The following is a 21,495-nucleotide window of genomic DNA, read 5'->3' as shown; positions in this document are numbered from 1 at the left end:
AACCGGCCAAGCCCAAGATATTTTTTAGTTTAGAACGCCACACTTCCCGCTTGCCCAAGGCAGGGCGAATTCCTGAACTTCCCACATGAATCCGGCAACCTGTCTGGCGCTCGCCCTCGCATTGAGCCCGAGCCTGGTCCCCGCGCAGTCGGCCCCGGCGGCCATCACCAACCCAGCGCCCGCGTCCTTTCCGGTGACCATCCAAGTGGACGCCACCCGGGCCCTGGGCGATTTGAAGCCCATCTGGCACATGTTCGGCGCCGATGAACCCAACTACGCCACGATGAAGAACGGCCGGAAACTTCTGGGCGACCTGGGCGCACTCCGGCCGGGCGACGTGTTCTTCCGCGCGCACAACCTGCTGTGCACCGGCGACGGCACGGCGGCCCTTAAATGGGGTTCCACGGACGTGTATCACGAGGACGCGGACGGCAAGCCGGTTTACGACTGGACGATTCTCGACCAGCTCTTTGACACCTACCTCACCAACGGGGTGCGGCCTTACGTCGAGATTGGGTTCATGCCCAGGGACCTCTCGGTCAAGCCGGAGCCGTATCAACATCACTGGACACCGGAGGCGAAGTATTCGGAGATTTTCACCGGCTGGGCGTATCCGCCCAAGGATTACCGCAAATGGGCCGGGCTGGTGTATCAATGGGTCACCCACTGCATCGAACGCTACGGCCGCGCGGAAGTGGAACACTGGTATTGGGAGGTCTGGAATGAACCGAACATCGGCTACTGGCATGGCACGCCGGAGGAATTTTACCGGCTTCATGATTATGCCATCGACGCCGTGCGGCGGGCCTTGCCCACGGCCCGCGTCGGCGGGGCGGATTCCGCGGGCACCGGCGGCAAGTGGACACGCGCCTTCCTGGAACATTGTTTGCGCGGGACGAATTACGCCACCGGCCAGATTGGCTCCCCGCTGGATTTTGTCTCATTCCACGCCAAAGGCGCGCCCACCTATGTCAACGGCCACGTCCGCATGGGCATCGCGGAAGAACTCCGCACCGCCGACGAAGGTTTCGCGCTCATCGCATCCTATCCCGAATTGAAGGGCAAACCGATTGTCATCGGCGAGTGCGACCCGGAAGGCTGCGCCGCATGCCAGGGCGAACAACTCGGCTACCGCAACGGCACGATGTATTCCAGCTACACGGCCGCCAGCTTCGGGCGTTTGCAGGAAATTGCCGAGCGCCGCGGCGTGAACCTCGATGCCGCACTGACGTGGGCGTTCACGTTTGAAGGCTATCCGCCGTTCGCCGGCTTCCGGCAACTGGCGAGCTGCGGCATCAATCATCCGGTGCTGAACGTTTTCAAGCTGTTCAGCCGCATGCACGGCCGGCGGCTCGCGGTGAAAAGCGATTCCGCCGTGCCGCTCGACGACATCATCCGGCACGGCGTCCGCCAGTCGCCTGACGTCAGCGCGCTGGCTGCTTTGGGCACAAACGAGCTCAGCGTGCTCGTCTGGCATTATCACGACGATGACGTGGCCGGGCCTGTGGCGGACATCGCCTTGGCCCTTGCCGGCCTGCCGGCGGACGTAAAGTCCGCCACGGTCACGCACTACCGCATCGATGCCGACCACAGCAATGCCTTCGCGGCATGGCAGCGCATGGGCTCACCGCTGCAGCCGACGGCCGAACAATTCGCGCAACTGGAAAATGCCGCGCAGCTCGCAACGCTCGGTGCATCTGAGCACCAGTCCGTCACTGACGGCAAAGCGTCGCTGCATTTTGCGCTTCCGCGACAGGCGGTGTCGCTGATGGTGTTTTCATGGCGAAAGCCGTGACGACACACCGCAAAGTTCAGCGCCTTCTTAAATTAGGCGGGCAGGAACCGATCAAGGCGAAGTCACCCGGAAGAATCGCAGCGGACGATTTGTGACCGATGCGTCGGAATAAAGGAACTGTCCGGGCAAAGGCTGACTTGGACGGGCAATCCAAGTCCAATCAACCAGATTCGTCGAGGCCCACACGCGGTAAGTCGCGTTTGATAGCCCCGCAAAACTCAAGGAGACGGCTCTATTTGAACTCGAATCTGAAATCGTGGCGAAGATCGTTGGCGACGGGACAATGTTCACCGTCACCAAGCTGGGCGCAGAATCAAACTCTCCATCACTGGCGATCACACTGAAATTCGAATAAGGCGCACCGGACTCATCCACGCCGGGAGAAAAAACGACGCGCGCCAATGCATCACTAACCAGCGCGTTGGATTCGGTGATCGCGGCCCCGCGAGCGCCGGAATCGAACTGATACAGCATGCCGGAGGCAGGCGGGGCTGCAATCCGGTAGTTCGTGAGCACATCTCCATTGGGATCCCTGAATGCCGGGGGGAGTGACAGTATCAAGTCCTGATTAAGTGGACCAGTCATCGTCTGAGCCACCGGCTGAGGCTGCGTGTTTGAAGCCAGTGCCAGGCAATACTCATCGCCGCAACAGACTCCTACAACGTCGGTCAGTCCCGTTGGTGGTTGCAGGAAGCCGCCGTAGGGATAAGTGTTGGCGACGACAATCCCCCACGGCACCACTGTGCCGTCCGAGCGCAACGCCAAGCTATGATAATCTCCTGCCGCGATGGCTACCACATTGCTGAGCCCCGGCGGCACATTGATTCCAGCACCCAACCCCCACGCCACAACTGTTCCGTCCGACTTTAGCGCAAGGATATGCCCATAACCAGCCGCGATGGCCACCACATTGCTCAGGCCAACTGGAATGCTTGTTTTGCTACTGGAGGCATTGCCCCATACCGCCACTGAGCCGGTGTTTTTTAGGGCGACACAAAAAGTGTCGCCACTCGAAATCGCTACCACATTGCTCAATCCAAAGGGAATTAGGGCCGTGGGAATGTCCCCCCAACTTGCAAGTGTTCCATTGTTCCGCAGTGCCAAGCTGTGTGCATCACCAGCCGATATGGCCACGACGTTACTGAGAGTTGCTGGCACATTTGTCTGACCACTGTAATTAAGGCCCCAAGCGACCACTTTCCCGGCCCTGTTGATGGCCAGGCTGTGACTTCGTCCCCCTGCGATGGCGACAAGATTGCTGAGACCATTTGGCGACGTGGCCGGAAGGACTGTCAGCGGGCCGTTGACACTGAGGTAATCTCCCCAAATGGCAAGCGTCCCGTCCGCCCTCAAGGCCATTCCGTGGTAGTCACCTGCCGCAATATTAACAACATTCCCAAGATCAGACGGAGGCAGAACGGATCCGGGCAACGAGTATAATGCATCGCCCCACGAAGCGACACGTCGGCCGGTTGTAAACCTGCGTTCCCACCCATAGGTGATGCCCGCACTGTTGCTGGCAACCAGACGGCACCGATAGTTCGCATTCGGAAGTAATCCCTCAATCGGCGCAGACACAAATACGACGTTCGAGCTGCTCCCCACCAAGACCGGGCTCGTCGTTTGGCTGTAGCTGCGGTCTGGCCCCCACTCAAACCAGCCAACCGTTTCAAGTCCGCGCGGCGTGACCATGCCGTTCAGGGTCGCATTGGTCGTGGCGATGGGTTGCGTGGCAAGGGTCGCGGAATAGGGCTGGCCAAAGGTGGTAAAGGTCAAAAGGAGCGTGACTATCGCCACATGCGTCAACGTGTGACCTTCAGAGAAAATGCGAAGATGCACTGGCCTTCTCGAAGTTGGGTGTTTGAAAAACTCGCTTATGTGACCCGGCAATTTATGCGCCGCTCCGCAGATTAGGGCAAGGACAATCAAGGGCATGCACCAGATAAGAAATCGATTTCAGAGCGAGCTTTCCGTTCACGTTGTGCTTTGATAGCAATTCCACGTGCAAGACCTCATTGCCAAAACCGCAACGCTCCTCGAAGCGCTGCCTTACATCCAAAAATTCAGCGGGGCCACCTTTGTCGTGAAATACGGCGGCTCCTTCATGGATTCGCCCGATCCCGCCGTGCGAAACGGCGTGGCGCGCGACATCGTTTTTCTCGAAGCCGTCGAAATCAATCCCGTGGTCGTTCACGGCGGCGGCAAGGCCATCACCCGCGCCATGGAAAAGGCCGGCCTGAAGGCAAACTTCATCCAGGGCCAGCGCGTCACGGACGAGGCCACCGTGCAGATCGTGGACGACGTGCTGTCGCGCGAGATCAATCCCGAGGTTGTGGCCACCATCAATTCCCTCGGCGGCATGGCGAAGGGCTTTGCCGGGCCGGACATCTTCCGCTGCCGCAAGCTGCTGCTCGACGACAAGGAACATCCCGGCCGCAAGATCGACGTCGGCTACGTCGGCGAGGTCACCGGGGTCAACACGGCGCCGTTGCTGGAATGCATCGCGCAGGGCATCACGCCCGTCATCAGCCCGACCGCCCGCGGTGAAGACGGCCGGATTTACAATTGCAACGCAGACGTCGCCGCCGCCCAGGCCGCCATCGCACTCGGGGCCAAACGCCTCGTCTTCATGAGCGATGTGCCCGGGCTGATGCGCGACCCCAAGGATCCCGCCACGCTCATCGCCCACCTGCAAACGGCCGAAGTGCCCGGCCTCAAGGCCGCGGGCATTGTGGACAAGGGCATGATCCCCAAGGTGGACAGCGCCGTGGCCGCCATCAAATCCGGCGTGGAAAAGGTTTCCTTCGTGGACGGCCGGGTCCCGCACGCGGTCATGCTGGAAATCTTCACCGACCAGGGCGTCGGCACGGAAGTGGTCTTGTAAAGGACCACCGGCCGGCGGCAAACGGAGTTGAAAACTGCCGCCGCTTCACCCAGCCTGAACACGTGAAGTTGATCCGCCTTTTCTTCGCGTTGAGCGCGGTGGCGCTGCTCGGCGGCGGCTGCCAAAAGCAAACGCCCGCGCCGCTCCCCGGCATCACGCCCGTTCATTGGGAGCCCACGCAGGCCCAGCCACGGCTGCCCACCATCAATCTCTGGGTCGGCCCCGCACAGATTACCGCCGAAGTCGCGTCCAAGCCGGTCGAAATCATGACCGGCATGATGTTCCGCACGAACATCGTCGAGAACGAAGGCATGTTGTTCCTGCTGGGCGAACCGCAGCGCGCCGCGTTCTGGATGAAGAACTGCCCCCAACCGCTTTCCTGCGCCTACATTGACCCGCAGGGGCTCATTCTCGAAATCCGCGAGATGGAGCCGAACGACACCAACTCCATCGTCGCGAATTCGGACAACGTCCTGTTCGTGCTGGAAACCGCCCGCGGCTGGTTCGAGCGCCACGGCGTGCGCACAAACATGCTGATCCAGACCGATCACGGACCGCTGTTCCAAAGTTTTTACGGCCGGCCCAAGCCATGAAGATCGCCCTCGCGCAACTCAACACCACCGTCGGCGACATCACGGGCAACGAGGCAAAAATCCTCGCGGCGTATCAACGCGGCGTGGCGGCGGGAGCGGAGCTGGTGCTGACGCCGGAACTGGCGTTGACCGGTTATCCACCGCGCGATCTGGTTTTGCGACGCAGTCTGGTTGAACAAAATCTCGCCGCGCTGAACCGGCTTGCGGCAGCGACGGGGGCGACCGGCTTGCTCGTGGGCTTTGTCGGCGACAACCTGAATCGCCCCGGACGCGATGTCACGAATGCGGCGGCGTTGCTGCAAAACGGCAAAATCACCGCGCTACGCACCAAGACGTTGCTGCCGACTTACGACGTCTTCGATGAAGACCGCTATTTTGAGCCCGCGGAGGCAAACGCACCCGTGGAATTCAATGGCCGCAAGATCGGCATTACCATCTGCGAAGACATCTGGAACGACGAAGATTTCTGGCCGGTGCGCCGATACGAGCACAATCCGCCGGTTGAACTGGCCGAGGCCGGCGCGGAAATCATCTTCAATATTTCCGCCTCCCCGTGGCAGCTTGGCAAAAACACCACGCGACACGCCATGCTGCAAAGCCTCGCCAAAAAGTCCGGCAAACCCGTCGTGTTCTGCAATCAAGTAGGCGGAAACGACGAGCTTGTCTTCGATGGCGGCAGCCTGGCTTTCAACGGCAAGGGGCAGCAGATCGCGCAGGGAAAGTTGTTCGATGAAGATTGGTTGATGCTCGATTTGAACCGCGCCGCAATCGCTCCGGAGCAAATTTCCGACGAGGAAATTTTGTTCAAAGCCCTCACGCTCGGGCTGCGCGATTACCTGCACAAGTGCGGCTTCAAGTCGGCGGTGCTGGGCCTGAGCGGCGGCATTGATTCGGCCCTGGTGGCCGCGCTGGCCGTCGCCGCGCTGGGCCGGGAAAACGTGCGCGGCATCTCCCTGCCCTCGCAGTTCAGTTCGCCGGGCAGCCTGGACGACGCGCGCGAGCTCGCGGCGAACCTCGGCATTCAATACGACGTCATTCCCATCCAGCCGCCGTTCCTTGCCGTCAAGGAACAGTTGCAAAGCGTCTTTGCCGGACGTCCCGAGGACACCACCGAGGAGAACATCCAGGCCCGCCTGCGGGGCGTCGTGCTCATGGCGATGTCGAACAAGTTCGGCTCGCTGCTCCTGACCACGGGCAACAAAAGCGAACTGGCGGTGGGCTACTGCACGCTTTACGGCGACATGTGCGGCGGGCTCGCCGTCATCAGCGACGTGCCGAAGATGATGGTTTATCGCCTCGCCCGCTGGATCAACCGCGAACGCGAAATCATTCCCCGCGCCTCGATCACGAAGGCACCCTCGGCCGAACTGCGCCCAAACCAGACGGATCAGGATTCGCTGCCGCCCTACGAGGTGCTGGACGCCATTCTTGATGCCTACGTGGTCAACGGCCAGTCGCCCGCGGACATCGTGAAGGCCGGTTTTGCCGAGGCCGACGTGTGCCGCGTGGTGAAGCTGATCGACGGCGCGGAATACAAACGTCGCCAGGCCGCGCCCGGCCTGAAAGTCACCAGCAAGGCCTTTGGCGTGGGCCGCCGGATTCCCATCGCGCAACGGTTTCGGGAAAGCTGAAGAAAAGTGAACTTACGCTGCTGAAAGGTCCGTTGATCGCGTTGGCTCAGGGCTCAGAAAATCCCGCTCCAGCAGGTCCACCAGCCGGCCAACGGCCACCATTAATTCGCCGCGTCGCTCCAGTTGGGATTCGTCGCCCGCGAAGTCGAGCGGTTGGGCCATAAGGTCGGCGTAACGCCGGTTCAATGGCATCTGCTCGTTCGTGTTGCCCAACGAACGAACCAGCCGCAGCACTTCATCCACTTCGCGGCGCGCCCGGCGGATGTTCGCCTGCGCCGCCTCGGCGGTGAGCCGGCCGGCTTGCACCAGTTGCAGTTGGCGACAGGCAAACGTCTGGCAACGGCGCGGTCGCGTTTGATAAATCCGGCACAAGCCGCCCGTCAGACAAGCGCACGGCTGGGCGAACGCGCGTTTGCGCCCTTTCACGAACAACGCCAGCCCCTCCGCCGCCAGCGCCGCTGCATCGTCGCCGCGCTGCAATTCCACGTCGCCAAACAGAACGCCGTTGCAGCACAGGCCGCACGACGGACAGAGTTTCAGTGGCAGATCCATGGTTACCGGTTCAACGTTGCGGCCGGGTGCCGGCCCGGCGCAAAAATCCCATTGCCAAACCGGGTCGTCCAACCTCAAATGTGACTGTCCCACGCAGAAACACGTTCAACATCAATCAGAAAGGAAACGTTCATGCAACACACGTCCTCGAATGCCGGTGATTTTGCGCTCGGCGCCGGCGCCATTTTGTTCGTCCTCGCCATTTCGCTCTGTTTTTACCTGTTCTACTGTTACTGCCTCAAACGGATTTGTGAAAAGACGGGACGCCAGCCGGGCATCTTAATCTGGCTTCCCATCGTGCAAATCATCCCGCTGCTGCAGGTTGCTGGCATGGCCTTGTGGATGATTGTTCTGTTCCTCATCCCCTTCGTGAACCTGGTGGTGATCATCATGATGTGGGCGAAGATTTGCGAGGCGCGCGGCAAAAGCCCCTGGCTGGTGATTCTGATGTTCGTGCCGATCGTCAATATCATCTTCATTCCCTACCTCGCCTTTTCGGAGTAAGGCCGTTCCGGCCCGCGCGGCGGAATCGGGTTCAGGCAAGCGACCAGTTCGGCCGAATTTCCTCGTCGAACGAAGTTGCCAGCACGCCGGCGCGCAGCTTGCGTTCGGCCAGAATGCCGACCATGGCGGCGTTGTCCGTGCAAAGCGAGGCATCGGCCAAGCGCAACGTCAGGCCCGCCCGCCGGCAGGCGGCCTCCAACTGCGCCCGCAACGCCCGATTGCACGTCACGCCGCCCGACGCCGTCACGCAGTTCACCCCGGCCTTGCGGGCAGCCCGGATGGTTTTGGTGACCAGCACGTCCACGATGGCCGCCTGCACGCTGGCGCAGAGATCGCGCAGTTGCCGGGGATCATCGGCCAATCCAGGATGGTCGCGCAAAAAATAGCGCACCGAAGTCTTCAGGCCGCTGAAGCTGAAGTCGTGATGGTCGTCATTCCGCAGGGGGCGCGGAAACTGAAATGCCTCAGGATTCCCCTGCTCTGCCAGGCGATCGATGATTGGCCCGGCGGGATACGCGAGGCCGAGCAGTTTGCCGGTCTTGTCGAAGCACTCGCCCGCCGCGTCGTCCATCGTGGCGCCCAGCACGTGGTGCTGCAACTCGGACGCGACGTGCACCAGCATCGTATGGCCGCCGCTCACAATCAGCGAAACGTTCGGCTGGAAGTTTTCAAAATCCGCCCGCGGCGGCCGGCCCACAATCCACGGCGAATACAAGTGCGCCTCGTGATGATGCACGCCCACAAAAGGCTTGCGGGCCGCAAAAGCAAACGCTTGCGCCGCCTTCAGCCCCACCATCAAGGCCATGGGCAGCCCCGGTCCCTGCGTTGCTGCCACGGCAGTGACGTCGGCGGCGGTGATGCGGGCTTCGGCCAGCGCGGTTTGGACGACGGGCTGCAGATTACGCAGGTGCTCGCGCGCGGCCAGTTCCGGCACCACGCCGCCGTATTCGGCGTGCAGACGGATTTGGGACGAGACGACGCTGGACAGCACGCCCCCGTCGCGAATCACCGCAGCGCTCGTTTCGTCGCAGGAAGTCTCAAACGCCAGCAGTGTCATGCCAGGGAAATGGGCCGGGGCCGGCGCAGACCGTGCGGCCTTCAATTTTCCGCGCCCGCGGCGGCCGGCGCAGCCAGCGCTGCCATCCGCCCGTCCGCGTCATTGGATTGCCCGGCCGGCCGCCGGTCGGTGAAGAGCAGAATCCCCTTGAGCACGTCCATGGCGCGATCCATTTGCGGATCGCGAATGGACTCGACGCGTTCGCGTTCCCGCTGGTCCAGCGTTTCCACGCCGCCGGGTGAACGGCGCATCAGCAACGCCGCCTCCTGCTCGTCGGAGTCGAGCACTTCGATGTTGGGTGAAATGCCCTTCTCGTGAATGACCTTGTGGCTGGGCGTGTAGTATTTGGCGGTGGTCAGGCGCAGGGCGGAGCCGTCGGACAATTCGATGATGCTCTGCACCGAGCCCTTGCCGAAGGAACGCTCCCCGAGGATGATGGCGCGCTTCAGGTCTTGAAGGCAGCCGGAGACAATCTCCGAGGCGCTGGCGCTGCCGGCATTGATCAGCACGACGATGGGCACGCCGGGGATTTCATCACCGCGCCCGGCGGCCTTGCGAACAGAGCTTTGCGCCGGCGAACGGCCTTCGGTCGTCACCACCAATTGACCGCGCGGCAGGAATTTTTCACAGACGCCGACGGCTTGATCGAGCAGGCCGCCCGGATTCCACCGCAGATCAATGATCAGCCCGCGCATGCCCTGCGCCTTGAGCTTGTTGAGGGCGGCTTCGAGTTCATCCGCCGTTTTCTCGCCAAATTGTGTGATGCGCACGTAGCCAATCTTGTTTTCACCGAGAGGGAACTCGCGCGCGCCGTTGATGTCCTTGACCATGTCCACTTTGATCTCGGCGCGTTTGATGGTGTAATCCTTCATCTTGCCGGTGGACGGACGGAAAATAGTAATGGTGACTTCGCTGCCGGGGTCGCCGCGCAGAATTTTTACCGCATCCTGCACGCTCATGTGTTCGGTGCTCTTGCCCTCGATGCGGTCGATGACGTCGCCGGTGCGAATCCCCGCCTTGAAGCCGGGCGTGTCCTCCATCGGCGCCACGACGGTCAGGCGCTCGTCCTTCACCGAGATGACCACGCCAATGCCGCCAAACTTGCCCTCAGTGTCATTCTGCAAATCCTGAAACTTTTCCGGATCCATGTATTCGCTGTGCGGATCCAGTTCGTTCAGCATGCCCTTGAGCGCATTGCGGACGAGCTGCTGATACGTCAGGTTGGCGCCATCCACGTATTCACGACGCACCTTTTCCATGACGAGGGAAAAGATTTCCAGGCTCGGGTAGGCGGAATCCTTCTGGCCGGATTCCGCAGCGTAAAGGTAAACGGCCGCCCCGATGAAGAGATTGACGGTCAGGGCGATCGTCAGCAGCCCGTAGAGAAAACGTCGCTTCATAACATGCACTTGCTGGGGGACAATACGGGGCGAAGCGGAGGTTGGCAAGGAAGGCGGACGACGGGGCGAAGCCCCGCCGGCGCGTGGCCGCCAGAACGGGCCGGCCGTCTTCAGGTGCCGGAACGCAGCAACAGTTCCACGTAGGGCAAATCCGCCGGCACCGTGACCTTGGGGTTGGGGGCCGTGCCGCTGACCAGCCGCACGGGCTGACCGATCAATTCACAGGCCGCCGTGTCGTCGGTCACCATCACCCCGCGTTGACGCACCTCGGCCAGCGCACGGCGGATGACGCCAACCTGGAAGGTTTGCGGCGTCTGCACCGACCAGAGGCGCGAGCGGTCCACTGTGCGTTCGGCAAACCGGCCATCGGAGGATTCCTTCATCGTGTCGGTGACCGGACGGGCGGCGACGGCGGCTCCGGTTTCCCGCGCCGCCGCGATGGTTTCCTCAATCACCGCCACGCTGGTGCAGGGCCGTGCCCCGTCCTGAATGGCCACAATTTCAGCTCCGTCCGGCAACGCCGCGAGGCCGTTCCACACCGAATCCTGCCGTTCGCTGCCGCCCGCAACGAGCCGGTGCGGTTTCCGGAGCTGGAATTGTTGGGCGAGTTCGCGGAACGCCGGCTGCATGCCGTCGCGCACGACGAGAATGATTTCGCCGATGCAGGCCGCATCGTTGAAACGCTGCCAGGTGTGTGCCACGACCGGCCGGCCCGCGACTTCGAGGAAAAGCTTGTCAATGTTGGGCCCCATACGGGTGCCCTTGCCGGCCGCAACGATGACAGCAACATTCATGCGACCCGAAGGTTGCCGCCCCGGCTGGACGGGTTCAAGCGCAGGTTCAAACCGCGTTCACCCGGGGCGCCAGTCGAGCACCTTGAGCTGGACGCTGGTCCGGCCGTTGAATTCGTTCAGGTGCGGCGAAAAGGCCAGATCGAACGTCCCCACGGGCAGCGAACCCTCTCCTGCATTCCACCAGACCGCTTCGTGCGTCGTCCGCCCATCGGTCACCCAGAGTTTGACGTGCTTGCGATCCTTGCCCATGCGCTGCAACGGCCGGGCATGCCGCAGGCCGCGCGCATAGAACTGCACCGGCGGATTCTCCTGCCCTAGGGGCCGCAAACGGTTCAACTCGGCCAGCCCGGCCTGGGAAATTTCCGCCAGACCAACCTCCGCATCGAGCCGCAGCGGCGGTTGCAAATCTTCACGCTTGAGGGAACGGCGCGCGATGTCGTTCAGCCGCACGCGCAAGGCGTCCACCTTCGCCGGCTCGATCGTCAGTCCCGCCGCCATGGCATGACCGCCATGCCGCACGAGCAGATCGTCACACTCGCGCAAGGCCGCCGCGAGGTCGAAGCCCGCAATGCTGCGGCCGGAACCGCGCCAGTGTTCACCGTCGCCCCCCACGATGAACGTGGGCCGGTAGAATTGCTGCAACACGCGCGATGCCACGATGCCCACGACACCGATGTGCCAGAGCAGCTGGCCTTCCACGATGACGAAGTCAGTCTCCGGATTGAACCGGGCCTTGACCGCGCCGATGACTTCTTCGGCAATGCTCCGCTCGATGTTCTGCCGTTCCCGGTTTCGGGCATCCAGACGCTGCGCGATGGGCATGGCCTCGTCCAAATCCGGCGCCAGCAGGAGAAAGAGCGCCTCTTCGGCCGTTTCGAGGCGGCCGGCGGCGTTCAACCGCGGTCCCAGCTGAAAACCAACGTCGAAGGTCGTCAGGCGCGCGGGCGACTGCGCCACCTCCTTGAGCGCTACAAGGCCAGGGCGGGTGGTCGTATTCAGACGCTCGATGCCCGCGGAAACGAGGATGCGATTTTCGCCGACGAGCGGAACGATGTCCGCAATCGTGCCGAGCGCAACCAGGTCCAGCAATGGACGCAGGTCCAGGTCCGTCGCGCCCGGGAGACCGACGTCGCGCCCGCGCTTCACCAGGGCGTGCGCCAGCTTGAACGCCAGCCCCACGGAACAAAGCTCGGTGAAAGCGGATTCTCCATCGTTTGTTGCGGCCAGTTGCGGATTCACCAGCGCCACGGCCGCCGGCGCGGGAGTGGAGACCTGGTGATGATCGAGCACAATGACGTCCACGCCCCGTTCGCGCAGCCAGGCAATCGTTTTCACGGCCGTCGAACCACAGTCCACCGCAAGCAACAGGCGCGCGGGAAATTTGCGCAGGCAGTTTTCCACGCCGTCCTGACTGAGGCCGTAGCCCTCCTCCAACCGGTGCGGCAAATAATGCTCCACAATCCAGCCCAGCCGGCCAAGCACCTCGCGCAACAGGGACGTGGACGTCACACCGTCCACGTCATAATCGCCAAAGATCACGACGGATTCAGCCCGTTCCCGGGCGAGCAGCAACCGGTCCACGGCGGTGGCCATGTTGGGCAGCCGGAACGGATCGGCCAGTTGCTTGAGCCGCGGTTCCAGAAACCGGTTGATGGCCGCCGGCTCGCTCAGGCCGCGGTTTAGGAGACATTGCGCCAGGAGTGGAGCGACCCGCAATTCCGCGGCCAGCCGGTTCACGAGCAAGGGCTGCGCCGGGGCGATGTTCCAGCGGTATTTCATGACCCGCGGTGCGTGCCCGGGTTCAGGGTCTGACGTTCGCGGCGGGCCGCGACCAGGGAAAGCAGCATGGAGAGCAGAATGATCGACGCCACCACCATGAGGGATGCCCCGATGGGAATCCGCACCTGCCACCACGGCGCGGGCTCATGGTGCGGCGTCAACAGCATCTTGGCGCCGATGAACACCAGCACGATGGAGAGTCCGTATTTCAGATAGCGGAAGTATTGAATCGCGCCGGCGAGCACGAAATACAGCGAGCGCAGGCCGAGGATGGCGAACACGTTGGAGGTGAAAACAATGAACGGCTTGGTGGTGACGGCAAAAATCGCCGGGATCGAATCCAGCGCAAAGACGAGGTCGGTGGTCTCCACCAGAATCAGCACCAGCGCCAGCGGCGTCAGCGCGCTGCGCCCGTTCAACTTCACCGTGAAGTGCTGCCCGTTGAAATCGTTGGCCACCGGAAAGAGTCTCCGCGCAAGCCGCACCACCGGATTTTTCTCCGGGTGCACGCCGTCGTCCTTGGTGAGCAGCATCTTGATGCCGGTGAAGACGAGGAAGACGCCGAAGACGTAAAGCGTCCATTGAAAGCGATGGATCAACGCCGCGCCGGCCGCAATCATCAACCCGCGCATGACGAGCGCGCCCAGGATGCCCCAGAACAACACCCGGTGCTGATACGCCGCCGGCACGCGGAAATAGCCGAAGATCAACGCAATCACGAACACGTTGTCCATCGACAACGACAGTTCGATCAGGTAGCCGGTGACGAATTCGAGCGCCTCATCCTTGCCCCGCCCCACCCGCAGGCCGCAGGCGAAAAGCATTGCGAGGCTGAACCAGACGGTCGTCCAGACAAGCGCCTCCCGGAATTTGACCACGTGGGCGTGCCGGTGGAACACGCCCAGGTCGAGGGCGAGGAAGAACAAGACGCACAGGATGAAAGCCGCCCAATGCCAGGGTGTGAATTCAACCAGCGCAAGCATGCCGCCAGTTTACCGTGCCGGCGCCTTCGCCGCCATCGGATTGTCCACCGTCATCTGCGTGGTGCCGATTTTCGGCCGCTGCCCCTTGTGCCACTTCAAGACAATGAACGCGGCAATGTAAATTGACGAGTAGGTGCCCGTCAGGATGCCGACCAGGAAGCAGAAGGCGAAGTCGTTGATCATGCCACCACCAAAGATGTAAAGCGACACCGTGGCCAAAAACACCGTGCCGGACGTGATGATCGTGCGGCTCAGGGTCTGGTTCAACGCCGCGTTCATGACCTCACGGAACGAACCGCGCACCCCCAGCTTCAGGTCTTCGCGGATGCGGTCAAAGATCACAATCGTGTCGTTGATCGAGAAGCCGATGATCGTCAGCAGCGCCGCCACCGTGGTGGCGTTCAATTCGCGATGGTCGAGGAAATACCAGCCCGTCGTCATTAAAATGTCGTGGATGATGGCCACCACCGCGCCGACGGCAAAGGAGAATTCATACCGGAACGCCACGTAAACCAGGATGCCGAACAAGGCAATCAGCGAGGCGATGACCGCCACGCGCTGGATTTCCTGACCCACCGTGGGACCGATCTTCTCGATGCTGGGATGGGTGAAATGCGCCGTCGGGAATTTCGTCTGCAGGGTCGACACGACCTGGCTGGCGTAATTTTCCCCGGCCTTCTCCTCGCCCACGTCCCGGATGCTGACGCGGAGGGACTCCTTGCCGGTGGACATGTCGCGCTGGAACGTCGGTTCCGAGGCGCCCTTGCCGAGGGCATCCACAGCCGCACGCAGTTTGTCGATGCCCAATTCGGGCTTGGCGGCCTGGTCGAAATCCAGGCTGATGCTGTAACCCCCGATGAACTGGACGCTGAACACGTCCCGGCCACGGCTGATGCCGTAGCCGTTGCCGATCAGGATGAGGCACCACGAGGCGATGAATGCCGGGAAGGCGAATTTCATGAAGTCAATGCGCATGCTGGTCGGGACCAGATGCAGCATCTTGAGGGACTTCAGCCAGTTTCGCTTCACGAGGAAGTCGAAAACCAGACGCGTCACGATCAGCGCCGTGAACATGCTGACAATGATACCGATGGTCAGCGTGACACCGAAACCCTTCACCGGCCCGGTGCCCAGGAAGATAAGAATCACCGAAGAAATCAACGTGGTCAGATTGGAGTCGAGAATCGTGCCCCACGCCTTGTCATAACCGGCCTCCAAGGCGCCGCGAATGGATTTGCCTGCGTTCAACTCCTCCCGAATACGCTCATAAATAAGCACGTTGGCGTCCACCGCCATGCCGATGGTGAGCACAATGCCCGCGATGCCCGGCAATGTCAGCGTGGTGCCAATGTAACTCATCACGCCCAGCAGGATGATGATGTTGAGCATCAACGCGACGTTCGCCACGAGACCGGCGATGAGATAATAGACGAGCATGAAGGCCGCCACGAGGATGACGCCGATCAAGGCCGCCTTGATGCCGCTGTTGACCGAGTCGCGGCCGAGCGTGGGATCCACCTCATGGGATTCAATGATGTGCAGCGGCGCGCGCAACGGATTTTGGAGCACGTTGGCCAGTTCAAAGGCCTGCTTGGAATCGAAATGCCCCGTGATCTGGCCACGGCCACCAGGGATTTCACCCTGGATCACCGGCGCCGAGTAGAGTTCGCCGTCCAGCACGATGGCCAGCCGGTGGTGAATGTTTTCGCGCGTCACTTGCGCAAAAATCTCGGCGCCTTTGCTGTCCAGTTCAAAGTCAATTTCGGGTTCGCCCAGATTGCCGCGGGTGACCATGGCCCGCGTCACAAAGCTGCCGTTCAGGCCGCGCTCGGCGCGTTTCTTCACGAGCAGCGCCTCGACCGATTCCGTGCCGTCGGGATTGCGCTCCTTCCGCTTCTTCACCTCGTAGCCCGCCGGCACCATGCCTTGCAACAGGGCGCCCGTGCGGGGATCGACGTATTGCTCGCTCTCGGGATGAACCAGGCGGAATTCGAGGAATGCCGCCTTTTGAATCTGTTCCTTGACGCTCTCCGTCTCCGCTTCGGAGATGCCCGGCAGTTCGATGCGGATGCGGTCCTCGCCCTCCGGCTGGATGAGCGGTTCCGCCACGCCGAAGCGGTCCACGCGCTTGCGGAGCACCTCCACCGCCTGCGCCAGCGCCTGACTCAAATCCTGCGGCGCGCTGGGCGCGTTCGTGTCGCTTTGGGCCGTCTCCAGGCGGTTGGTGTCCATTTCGACGACGTAGGACGTGCCGCCCTGCAAATCGAGACCGAGCTTGATGGAGCCGCGCGCCTCGCGCTGGAGCTTGTTCAGGATGAACTGCGTCGGCTGCAGCTCGTTCTTGACGTCGAAAAAGGGAAAATAGCGGGCGATGTCATTCGTCCCAATGGCCTCGCGCAGGTTGCCGTAGGTGCGCGTGGAGTTGGTAACCTCCAGCGAGCGCGCCTCGGCGACGATGTTGCTGAGGGTGGCGTCCGGCCGGACTGCCCGTTCGCTGAAGTAATCGATCAGGTTGCGGTCCTTGAGCGGGTAAATCTCAATGAGCGACCAGACAACGGCGAAAATGACGAACGCAAGCCGCCACGTGTTATTTCTGTTCATGGGGAAAAGAGCGTAAGCGCGGGTCAGGACTCGGTGGCATCGGAGCCCTGCAGGATTTCACTGATGGACCCCTTGGTGAATTCGAGTTTGGTGTCGCCGGCCGTCCGGACCACGATGGCCTTGTCCTTGACGTTCACCACGGTGCCGATGATGCCCGAACTGGTGACCACCCGGTCGCCGGTCTTGATTTTGGTGAGCATCTGGGCGTGTTCCTTGGCCTTTTTCTGTTGCGGCCGGATGAGGACGAACCAGAAGACGACCATCAACAGGACCAGCGGCACAAAGCTGGTCCACGCCGGGGCCGCTTTGCCGTCCTGCGGGGCCGGGGCCATCGCCAGGAACAAGTTCAGGGTTTGCAGTGACATATTGCGTCGAATTTGAGCCGCCCACTCTAAGGAAGCAGCCCCTTTTGGCAAGCGTTATGACTCGGCCAAAACCGATGCGCGCCCATTTTGGCATCGACTTTTGGACGTTTTCTGGCGAATTGGCGCCGCCATGTTCTCACTTCAGCAACTCTTCGGCAAAGGCGACATGTTCCAGGGCCTGCTGGAAGAAGCCGCCAAGGAAGCCCACGAAAGCGCCCGCCTGGTCATTGACCTCATCAAATCCCCGGCCAACACGCGCAACCTCGACGACCTCGTCCTGGCCCGGCGCAAGGAGAAGAAAATCGCCGAGCAAATCACCGGGCAGCTCGTCAAGACGTTCGTCACGGGCCTCGAACGCGAGGACATCGAGGCGCTGGCCCTGGCCCTGCGCAAGATTCCGAAGACGGCCGAAAAATTCGCCGAACGCTGGATGCTGGCCGCCCCACACGTGGACGGCGTGGATTTTTCCAAACAGGGCGAAATGATGGAAAAGGCGACCGAGGTGGTGTTGAGCATGGTGAAACAGTTGCGCGACATCAACCACCTCGAAAAGGCGAAGGAGATGAACGACAAACTCCAGTATCTCGAAGGCGAGGCGGACAAGCTGATGCTCGAACTGCTGCGCGAGCTTTACAGCGGCAAATACGACGCGCTCCGCGCCATCGTCATCCGCGACCTCTACGAGCTCATGGAAAAGATGATTGACCGGTGCCGCGACGCCGGCAACGTCGTCATGCACATCGTGCTGAAAAACTCCTGATCCCCGCCGCAATGCTGCTCATCTTCACGGTCATTCTGGCGGCGCTGGTGTTCACCTACATCAACGGCTTTCACGACACGGCCAACTCGATCGCCACGGTCGTCGCCACCAAGGTGCTGACGCCGCGCCAGGCCGTCCTGCTGGCCGCCGTCACGAACCTGTTCGGCGCGTTTCTCGGCACCGCGGTGGCTTCCACCATCGCCTCCGGGCTGGTCGATCCGCAGGTCGCCACGTCCGAAGTGCTCATCTGCGCCCTGATCGCGGCCATCCTCTGGAATCTCCTGACCTGGTGGTTCGGCATGCCGGCCAGTTCGTCCCACGCGCTCGTCGGCGGCTTGTGTGGCGCGTGCCTCGCCGCCGCGCACGGCAACTGGAAGGTGTTGATCTGGTCCGTGCCCAGCGCCGAACACTGGTGGAAGAGCAAGGGGATCCTCTGGAAGGTCATCGTGCCGATGGTGACATCGCCGGTGGCCGGCCTGGTCATTGGTTTCCTGATTATGGGCCTGTTGTATTTCCTCTTGCGCAACTGGCGCCCGGCCAGCGTGAACAAGACGTTCAATGTGCTGCAACTCTTCAGCTCCGGCTACATGGGCATCAGCCACGGCATGAACGACGCCCAAAAAACCATGGGCATCATCGCCCTGGCGTTGTTGACGGGAACCACCTCCGGCGCGTTCGCGCATCTGCCGCCGTGGTTGCGGGATTTTCTGCACACCGACGCGCCGGCGGCGGGCCAGCCGCTGGCCATTGCCCGCTGGATCGTGGTCTTGTGTGCCCTGACGATGTGTGCAGGCACGGCCGTGGGCGGCTGGCGCATCATCAAGACGCTCGGCCATAAAATGGTCCGGCTGTATCCGGTGCATGGCTTCGCGGCAGAAACCACCAGCGCCACGGTGCTGCTGGTCGCCGCGCACTTTGGCATGCCGGTGTCAACCACTCACGCCGTCACCACGTCCATCATGGGCGTGGGCTGCGCCAAGGGCTTCAACGCGCTCAAATTCGACGTCGTCGAACGCATCCTGTGGGCCTGGATTCTGACCCTGCCCGCCAGCGGCGTGGCCGCCTACGCCCTGGTGCGCGGCGCGCAGGCCGCCGGCTGGATTCCCTGAGCCGAATTCAACTTCACCTCTTTTTGTTTGCGCCATGTCTCATCCCCAACCTTTGAACGTCCTGCTCGTGATCGGCAGTCCGCGGGAGAAATCGGTGACACGCGCGGCGATGCATCACCTCGCCACCCTGCTGCGCGACGCCGGCTGCGCCGTGGATGTCCTGGACCTCCGCGAAAAGGCGCTGCCGCCCTATAATCCGGACACGTCCTACGCCCATCCGGAATTCGGCGCGTTCAAGGCCCGGCTGGTCCGCGCCGAGACCATTGTGCTCGGCTCGCCGGATTATCACGGCTGCGTCAGCAGCACGTTGAAAAACTTCCTCGACCACTTCTGGCAGGAATTCACCGGCAAGCTCATCGGCCACGTGGTCGCCTCACACGAGAAAGGGCTCACGGTAATCGATCAGCTGCGCACAATGGCGCGGCAGTGTTACGCGTGGACGATGCCCTACGCGGTCGCCGTGCAGGAAAAGGTGGACGTGACGGACGGCGCGGTGACGAGTGACAGCGCGCGGCAGCGGCTGGAAATGTTTGCGCGTGATCTGCGCGTTTACGGGGCGTTGCTGGCCCGCCAGCGCGCCGCCGACCTCGCCGGCACCGAGCCGGGCTTTCTGGCCCGGGCGCGCAAAAAATAAATCGTCCCACCCACAAAGCGGGAGAAAAGGCTGGCGGTCAGCGGCGGAATTCTGACACTGGCTGACCATGAGCGACACCAACGAGGCAGCTCACGGAACGCCGGCTCCCGCGGAATCCTTTCACCTTCCCATCGAAGGTTTCCAGGGCACGCCGGAGGAAATCGAGCAGCAGTGGTTTGAAAAGGTTTACCGGGGCCGCGGCGATTCCATGGCGCAACTCACCTGGCGCGCCGTTCTGATGGGTTCACTGCTCGGCGGCGTGCTTTCCTTGACCAATCTTTACATCGGCCTGAAGGCGGGCTGGGGTTTTGGCGTCGCCATCACCGCCTGCATTCTCTCCTACGCGATCTGGACAACCCTCGTAAAGATCGGCATCGCCCGCACCCCGATGACGGTCCTTGAAAACAACTGCATGCAGTCCACCGCCAGTTCGGCGGGCTACTCCACCGGCGGCACGCTGATTTCCGCCTTTGCTGCCTACATTCTCTTGAACGGTCATCCCCTGCCCCTGGGCATCACGTTCGCCTGGGTGTTCTTCCTGGCTGTTCTCGGCGTCACCATGGCGGTGCCCATGAAACGCCAGATGATCAACGTGGAGCAATTGCGCTTTCCCAGCGGCATTGCAGCGGCCGAAACCTTGCAGGCGCTCCATGCGCACGGCAACAAGGGACTGCGGGCGGCACGGGCGCTGGGGATCGCCGGCATCGTGGCCGCCCTCGACAAATTTTGGGCCGAAGGTCTGCCGCTGATCGACAAGCTGATGACAAAGTGGTTTCACCTCTCCACCCAGCTCGAAAACCTTTCCAGCGCGCATCTAATTGAAAAAGTGCAGACCCTGCTTTTGGGCAAGGAAACCTTCGCCCTGTGGCGCGACCGGACCGTCTGGTTTTCCTGGGATGCCATCTTTGTCGCCGCCGGGGCCATCACCGGCATGCGTGTCTGCACCACCATGCTCATCAGCGGCACGCTGTGCTGGGCGGTGTTCGTGCCCATCATGCAGCACGAGGGCGTCATCACCGGCAGCGGATTCCGCAACCTGGTGCAATGGACGCTGTGGGGCGGAACCGCCTGCATGGTATCCGGCGGCATCTTGAGTTTCATTCTGCAATGGAAGAGCGTGCTTCGTGCGTTCAAGAGCCTGGGCCGGATCTTCGGCCGGAACCAGGCCGCCGCCTCATCCGTGGACGACATCGAAACGCCCATGTCGTGGTTTGTCATGGCGCAACTCATTTCGCTCATTGCCCTGACCTGGCTCGCACACGTTTCATTCGGCATGCCGTGGTGGCAGAGCGTGCTGGCCGTCGTGCTTTCGTTCTTTCTGGCCCTCGTGGCCTGCCGCATCACCGGCGAAACGGATACCACCCCCATCGGGGCGATGGGCAAGGTCACGCAACTCACCTTCGGCGCCATCAACCCCGGCAATGTGAACGTGAACCTCATGGCCGCCAACATCACGGCGGCCGCAGCGGCCTCGTCGGCGGACTTGCTAACTGATTTGAAGAGCGGCTATCTGCTCGGCGCGCATCCACGCAAACAATTCCTCGCTCAATTCGCCGGCATTTTCATCGGCACAGTCGTAACGGTGTTTGCCTTCTCGGTGCTGGTGCCAAATGCCGGCGTGCTCGGCACGGAACAGTTCCCCGCGCCTGCCGCCCAAACGTGGGCCGCCGTGGCCAAAGCCCTCAGCAAAGGTTTGGAAGCACTGGAACCCGTCAAAGTTTGGTCCATCGTCATCGGTGGCGCGGTCGGGGTGATTTTTTCCGTGTTGCCGCTGATGTTCCCCAAACAGGCCAAATACCTGCCGTCGGCGGCGGCGTTCGGTTTGTCCTGGGTCTTCGACTGGTATTACAGCCTGCTCTTCTTCATCGGCGCCGTCCTGGGCTGGTGGTTGGAAAGGAAACGGCCCGCCATCGCCAAGGAATTCACCTTTCCCGTGGCCTCCGGCATCATTGCCGGCGGTTCGTTGATGGGCGTGGCCTTGATTTTCTGGCAGAACGGCCCGGCCATGTGGAATGTCTTCTGGCCGCAAATCCGCGCACACCTGCCCTTCTGAC

Annotated in this window: 18 protein-coding genes; 9 read left to right on the top strand and 9 right to left on the bottom strand. The window is 62.0% G+C overall.

Annotated features, from left to right (window positions below; all coding sequences use genetic code 11):
* Positions 1-85: 85 nt before the first annotated feature.
* On the top strand, positions 86-1,795 hold the full coding sequence (locus tag VFV96_11720) for a beta-xylosidase (GenBank protein ID HEU5071062.1): 1,710 nt from the start codon (positions 86-88) through the stop codon (positions 1,793-1,795).
* Between the two features lie 51 nt (positions 1,796-1,846).
* Here the strand turns inward: VFV96_11720 and VFV96_11715 are convergent, their stop codons facing one another.
* On the bottom strand, positions 1,847-3,571 hold the full coding sequence (locus VFV96_11715) for a hypothetical protein (protein HEU5071061.1): 1,725 nt from the start codon (positions 3,569-3,571) through the stop codon (positions 1,847-1,849).
* 226 nt (positions 3,572-3,797) lie between these two features.
* Here VFV96_11715 and argB point away from each other — a divergent pair, with 226 nt between their 5' ends.
* The 3 genes from argB (at position 3,798) to VFV96_11700 (ending at position 6,903) form a co-directional block, all read left to right on the top strand.
* Positions 3,798-4,679, top strand: a complete 882-nt coding sequence (gene argB / locus VFV96_11710) for an acetylglutamate kinase (GenBank protein ID HEU5071060.1) — start codon at positions 3,798-3,800, stop codon at positions 4,677-4,679.
* Positions 4,680-4,741: 62 nt separating this feature from the next.
* The gene (locus tag VFV96_11705) at positions 4,742-5,272 is read left to right on the top strand and encodes a DUF192 domain-containing protein (protein ID HEU5071059.1); all 531 of its coding nucleotides are present in this window, start codon (positions 4,742-4,744) and stop codon (positions 5,270-5,272) included.
* On the top strand, positions 5,269-6,903 hold the full coding sequence (locus VFV96_11700) for an NAD+ synthase (GenBank protein ID HEU5071058.1): 1,635 nt from the start codon (positions 5,269-5,271) through the stop codon (positions 6,901-6,903). Before VFV96_11705 ends, VFV96_11700 begins: the two co-directional genes overlap by 4 nt.
* 12 nt (positions 6,904-6,915) lie before the next feature.
* On the opposite strand, the gene VFV96_11695 is transcribed toward VFV96_11700, so the two are convergent.
* A complete protein-coding gene (locus tag VFV96_11695; GenBank protein HEU5071057.1) occupies positions 6,916-7,455 on the bottom strand; it encodes a YkgJ family cysteine cluster protein in 540 nt (179 codons plus the stop codon).
* Positions 7,456-7,587: 132 nt separating this feature from the next.
* Between VFV96_11695 and VFV96_11690 the strand changes: the two genes are divergently transcribed.
* A complete protein-coding gene (locus tag VFV96_11690) occupies positions 7,588-7,959 on the top strand; it encodes a DUF5684 domain-containing protein (protein ID HEU5071056.1) in 372 nt (123 codons plus the stop codon).
* 31 nt (positions 7,960-7,990) lie between these two features.
* On the opposite strand, the gene tsaD is transcribed toward VFV96_11690, so the two are convergent.
* The 7 genes from tsaD to yajC all read right to left on the bottom strand — a co-directional run bounded on the left by tsaD (position 7,991) and on the right by yajC (position 16,938).
* Positions 7,991-9,016 (bottom strand): tRNA (adenosine(37)-N6)-threonylcarbamoyltransferase complex transferase subunit TsaD, encoded by a 1,026-nt coding sequence (tsaD, locus tag VFV96_11685; GenBank protein ID HEU5071055.1) that lies wholly within the window; start codon positions 9,014-9,016, stop codon positions 7,991-7,993.
* Between the two features lie 41 nt (positions 9,017-9,057).
* Positions 9,058-10,416 (bottom strand): S41 family peptidase, encoded by a 1,359-nt coding sequence (locus VFV96_11680; GenBank protein HEU5071054.1) that lies wholly within the window; start codon positions 10,414-10,416, stop codon positions 9,058-9,060.
* 110 nt (positions 10,417-10,526) lie between these two features.
* On the bottom strand, positions 10,527-11,210 hold the full coding sequence (gene ispD / locus VFV96_11675) for a 2-C-methyl-D-erythritol 4-phosphate cytidylyltransferase (protein HEU5071053.1): 684 nt from the start codon (positions 11,208-11,210) through the stop codon (positions 10,527-10,529).
* A 57-nt stretch (positions 11,211-11,267) separates the two neighbouring features.
* Positions 11,268-12,989, bottom strand: coding sequence for a single-stranded-DNA-specific exonuclease RecJ (gene recJ, locus VFV96_11670; protein HEU5071052.1), 1,722 nt, complete (start codon positions 12,987-12,989; stop codon positions 11,268-11,270).
* Positions 12,986-13,972, bottom strand: a complete 987-nt coding sequence (locus tag VFV96_11665) for a TerC family protein (protein ID HEU5071051.1) — start codon at positions 13,970-13,972, stop codon at positions 12,986-12,988. The genes recJ and VFV96_11665 overlap by 4 nt, the downstream gene beginning before the upstream one ends.
* 9 nt (positions 13,973-13,981) lie before the next feature.
* Positions 13,982-16,573, bottom strand: a complete 2,592-nt coding sequence (gene secD, locus VFV96_11660; protein ID HEU5071050.1) for a protein translocase subunit SecD — start codon at positions 16,571-16,573, stop codon at positions 13,982-13,984.
* Between the two features lie 23 nt (positions 16,574-16,596).
* Positions 16,597-16,938, bottom strand: a complete 342-nt coding sequence (yajC, locus tag VFV96_11655) for a preprotein translocase subunit YajC (GenBank protein ID HEU5071049.1) — start codon at positions 16,936-16,938, stop codon at positions 16,597-16,599.
* A 130-nt stretch (positions 16,939-17,068) separates the two neighbouring features.
* Here yajC and VFV96_11650 point away from each other — a divergent pair, with 130 nt between their 5' ends.
* From VFV96_11650 to VFV96_11635, 4 genes are all read left to right on the top strand, one after another.
* The gene (locus tag VFV96_11650) at positions 17,069-17,698 is read left to right on the top strand and encodes a pit accessory protein (GenBank protein ID HEU5071048.1); all 630 of its coding nucleotides are present in this window, start codon (positions 17,069-17,071) and stop codon (positions 17,696-17,698) included.
* A gap of 11 nt (positions 17,699-17,709) precedes the next feature.
* Positions 17,710-18,807: an inorganic phosphate transporter gene (locus VFV96_11645; protein ID HEU5071047.1), complete on the top strand. Its 1,098-nt coding sequence runs from the start codon at positions 17,710-17,712 to the stop codon at positions 18,805-18,807.
* 34 nt (positions 18,808-18,841) lie between these two features.
* The gene (locus tag VFV96_11640; GenBank protein HEU5071046.1) at positions 18,842-19,441 is read left to right on the top strand and encodes an NAD(P)H-dependent oxidoreductase; all 600 of its coding nucleotides are present in this window, start codon (positions 18,842-18,844) and stop codon (positions 19,439-19,441) included.
* A 67-nt stretch (positions 19,442-19,508) separates the two neighbouring features.
* On the top strand, positions 19,509-21,494 hold the full coding sequence (locus tag VFV96_11635; GenBank protein HEU5071045.1) for an OPT family oligopeptide transporter: 1,986 nt from the start codon (positions 19,509-19,511) through the stop codon (positions 21,492-21,494).
* Position 21,495: the final 1 nt, after the last annotated feature.

This window comes from Verrucomicrobiia bacterium (genome assembly GCA_035765895.1).
Classification (GTDB): domain Bacteria; phylum Verrucomicrobiota; class Verrucomicrobiia; order Limisphaerales; family DSYF01; genus DSYF01.
Note: the sequence above shows the minus strand (reverse complement) of the source record. Positions and strands in the feature narration are given on the sequence as shown.

Excerpts from the sequence above, each read along its gene's own strand:
- yajC (HEU5071049.1), bottom strand. The coding sequence starts at position 16,938 with ATGTCACTGCAAACCCTGAACTTGTTCCTGGCGATGGCCCCGGCCCCG.
- VFV96_11635 (HEU5071045.1), top strand. The coding sequence starts at position 19,509 with ATGAGCGACACCAACGAGGCAGCTCACGGAACGCCGGCTCCCGCGGAA.
- VFV96_11690 (HEU5071056.1), top strand. The coding sequence starts at position 7,588 with ATGCAACACACGTCCTCGAATGCCGGTGATTTTGCGCTCGGCGCCGGC.
- secD (HEU5071050.1), bottom strand. The coding sequence starts at position 16,573 with ATGAACAGAAATAACACGTGGCGGCTTGCGTTCGTCATTTTCGCCGTT.
- VFV96_11665 (HEU5071051.1), bottom strand. The coding sequence starts at position 13,972 with ATGCTTGCGCTGGTTGAATTCACACCCTGGCATTGGGCGGCTTTCATC.
- VFV96_11640 (HEU5071046.1), top strand. The coding sequence starts at position 18,842 with ATGTCTCATCCCCAACCTTTGAACGTCCTGCTCGTGATCGGCAGTCCG.
- VFV96_11680 (HEU5071054.1), bottom strand. The coding sequence starts at position 10,416 with ATGAAGCGACGTTTTCTCTACGGGCTGCTGACGATCGCCCTGACCGTC.
- tsaD (HEU5071055.1), bottom strand. The coding sequence starts at position 9,016 with ATGACACTGCTGGCGTTTGAGACTTCCTGCGACGAAACGAGCGCTGCG.
- VFV96_11700 (HEU5071058.1), top strand. The coding sequence starts at position 5,269 with ATGAAGATCGCCCTCGCGCAACTCAACACCACCGTCGGCGACATCACG.
- VFV96_11650 (HEU5071048.1), top strand. The coding sequence starts at position 17,069 with ATGTTCTCACTTCAGCAACTCTTCGGCAAAGGCGACATGTTCCAGGGC.
- VFV96_11720 (HEU5071062.1), top strand. The coding sequence starts at position 86 with ATGAATCCGGCAACCTGTCTGGCGCTCGCCCTCGCATTGAGCCCGAGC.
- VFV96_11645 (HEU5071047.1), top strand. The coding sequence starts at position 17,710 with ATGCTGCTCATCTTCACGGTCATTCTGGCGGCGCTGGTGTTCACCTAC.
- recJ (HEU5071052.1), bottom strand. The coding sequence starts at position 12,989 with ATGAAATACCGCTGGAACATCGCCCCGGCGCAGCCCTTGCTCGTGAAC.
- VFV96_11695 (HEU5071057.1), bottom strand. The coding sequence starts at position 7,455 with ATGGATCTGCCACTGAAACTCTGTCCGTCGTGCGGCCTGTGCTGCAAC.
- ispD (HEU5071053.1), bottom strand. The coding sequence starts at position 11,210 with ATGAATGTTGCTGTCATCGTTGCGGCCGGCAAGGGCACCCGTATGGGG.